We start from the raw sequence: 2378 nt of genomic DNA, 5'->3' as shown, positions 1-2378 counted from the left end.
AATGATGGTTTGCCATTGTTCTTGGCTACGCGAAATTCTCATGCTTATCTCCTAAGTTAAGTGAGGAGATAATGTATCTGAAAAAAAACGCTAGAGGCAGGTGCCGTTAGCTATACGCTTACGATGAAGCAGTCACTACTTGATAGTGAGTTCACTTTACGGAGTAATCAGCCAGAGCTTATAAAGCAAGAGTTGTGGGGAATATTACTTGCGTACAATTTGATCCGCTATCAAATGGTATTGATGGCTAAGTCACTTGATTCAATACACCCGAATCAACTGAGTTTTCATGGAGCATCAATGCATATAATTTATCAACTAACGATGTTGCCATTTTGTTCGCCAGGCAACATAGCGAAGTTCGTGATGGATATAACAAAAAGTGCCAAACAATTTATACTACCAGCACGGCGAGAGCGCAGTTATCCACGAGAATTAAAATGCTCAAAAAACAGATACCCCCTTAAAAAAAGAAATGCCGGTCACCTTAAGTGAACGGCATTAGCTTATTACGTGCTTTTCTAACTTGAATAGTCTTCCGTAAACAAGTCCAATTGACCACAAACATATTCCATTATTTGATCATGTTTTAATTCATCAACTTTACCTGCGACTACAAAGCAATACAAATAAGCTGAAACGAAATGAAATTTGTATTGGTATTTTGATTTTTCATCACAAGACCAATCGTGTTGAACCTGTTCTTCTGTAACTTCATTCATTTCTTCAAGTAACTCTGAATTATTAGTGTTTTGCCACTTTGAATAAAAAACGGATGCTAACATATACATATGTTCAGGAGGAATAGAACCATCAGCAATTGCAATAAGTGCTTCTTCTAGAGATTCCTCAGCTTCTGTAAGCCAATTTTTCATGATTCCCCTATAGCCGAAACACTGGTACATAACAGCTTATTATGTTTTTGTAACACAGTAATTTATATAAATTGACATTTTTCTTTTGAAACTGAAACTACTGATACTTTACTTGCTATCTTAACTTTTACGCACTCCGATAAAACACTAACTTTTTCTTTTTGAATAATAGTAATAAGGTCATTGTTTTCTGTACGTAGAGTGTACTCAAAAGCTTTGTTGCTTCCTTCAAAAATAGCCGTAAATAAACCTCCAACTATTGCTCCTGCCAATGCCCCTGCAATCATATCTTCATGATTGCCATCCAATTCATCAATAACGCCAATACTAGCACCACCAACAATGCCAGTATTAACTTCAGACGAAAGTTTAACTTCTTTCATAGATATAATTGATGCATAAAATTCTTTTTTGATCACGTTAAGTTCTGATCTATCCACACCTTGAGTTGCACAGCCATTTAGTAAGAGTAAAGATAGTAATAATTTTTTCATCAATGAGACCTTGTTAGAATGATAAGTGGTAATACAATGAAATATATAAAAAACATATACATAATGACTCCCACGAGGTGCTAGCCTCCAGATTCGTGGGTTAGTAAAACCAGAGCCATAATTAGTGTGTTAAACAACTAAAATTGGAGACTAGCATGTACAAACATAACATACTTTTCATTGGTCTAGATACCCATAAAGTATCAACAGAAGTGGCATACATAGAAGACCATTGTGGCGCAAAGCCCGTTCATTATGGCAAAATAAAAACCACCAAAGCAGCCATTACAAAATTGGCTAGAATAAGCGACGAAGGAGTAAAAGCCAACTGTATTTTTTCCTTGTTTAACAGCTTGTTACAAATACTATCCTCCTAGCTGTGACGTTATAGAAGCTTTAACTGATTGCTCATAGTCCCCAACTAAATCAAGACATACATCTTTTGTACAATAAGAAACAAATTTAAACTCTTCTCCATCTTCGCTTTTAGCTAGTATTTCATAGAGTGTATATGCCTTAAACTTGATTTCATTAACATCAACTTCAGCTGAGTTTTTCTCAAAATCAGCGACTAAATCTATATCATTTAAACGAAAATCCATGTAATAACTTCCATTTTTCACATTTTTTCAGGAATAGCCAATCGAAAATTTTTCTGGTGCTGATCTTAATCGTTGTAAATTTATTTGAGCTTCACAATCTATAGGTAAGGTTAATTTATCTGGAAGTATATTAACAACAAAGCCTTTTTCAGCCATTGCAGAGAAGTGAAAAGTAAAAAATAATAATATTATGCTAACAGTTTTCATTGAACCATCCTTGTATTTATAACGCTTTGCTAAGGGGCAAGTTACTGTTGCTATAATGTGCGAGGCACGAGCGCAGCCAACTTACCCCCCGTGTCAGAATAGTTGTCACCCCTAAAATTTAAATTTTTTTAGATCGGGGAGTGGTAATCGAACAATAAATGTCTAGTTATTCAACAGAAAGAAAAGAAGCTATTTTAAGT

At 34.9% G+C, this 2378-nt stretch carries 4 protein-coding genes and 2 pseudogenes; 2 read left to right on the top strand and 4 right to left on the bottom strand.

Annotated features, from left to right (window positions below; genetic code table 11):
- Window positions 1-123 precede the first annotated feature (123 nt).
- Window positions 124-495: pseudogene (locus MTCD1_RS18155) on the top strand (IS4 family transposase); the annotation flags it as partial.
- A gap of 26 nt (window positions 496-521) precedes the next feature.
- On the opposite strand, the gene MTCD1_RS18150 reads toward MTCD1_RS18155, so the two are convergent.
- The gene (locus MTCD1_RS18150) at window positions 522-875 is read right to left on the bottom strand and encodes a hypothetical protein (protein ID WP_057180819.1); all 354 of its coding nucleotides are present in this window, start codon (window positions 873-875) and stop codon (window positions 522-524) included.
- A gap of 62 nt (window positions 876-937) precedes the next feature.
- Window positions 938-1369 (bottom strand): hypothetical protein, encoded by a 432-nt coding sequence (locus MTCD1_RS18145; protein WP_057180818.1) that lies wholly within the window; start codon window positions 1367-1369, stop codon window positions 938-940.
- Between the two features lie 155 nt (window positions 1370-1524).
- Here MTCD1_RS18145 and MTCD1_RS18140 point away from each other — a divergent pair.
- Window positions 1525-1671: pseudogene (locus MTCD1_RS18140) on the top strand (IS110 family transposase); the annotation flags it as partial.
- A gap of 63 nt (window positions 1672-1734) precedes the next feature.
- On the opposite strand, the gene MTCD1_RS18135 reads toward MTCD1_RS18140, so the two are convergent.
- Both MTCD1_RS18135 and MTCD1_RS18130 read right to left on the bottom strand, forming a co-directional pair.
- The gene (locus tag MTCD1_RS18135) at window positions 1735-1971 is read right to left on the bottom strand and encodes a hypothetical protein (RefSeq protein WP_057180816.1); all 237 of its coding nucleotides are present in this window, start codon (window positions 1969-1971) and stop codon (window positions 1735-1737) included.
- Between the two features lie 27 nt (window positions 1972-1998).
- Window positions 1999-2178, bottom strand: a complete 180-nt coding sequence (locus MTCD1_RS18130) for a hypothetical protein (RefSeq protein WP_057180815.1) — start codon at window positions 2176-2178, stop codon at window positions 1999-2001.
- Window positions 2179-2378 lie beyond the last annotated feature (200 nt).

It is taken from the genome of Colwellia marinimaniae, from assembly GCF_002207865.1.
Taxonomy (GTDB): Bacteria; Pseudomonadota; Gammaproteobacteria; order Enterobacterales; family Alteromonadaceae; genus Colwellia; species Colwellia marinimaniae.
The sequence above is the reverse complement of the archived record's forward strand: the minus strand, read 5'-3'. Positions and strand labels throughout refer to the sequence as shown.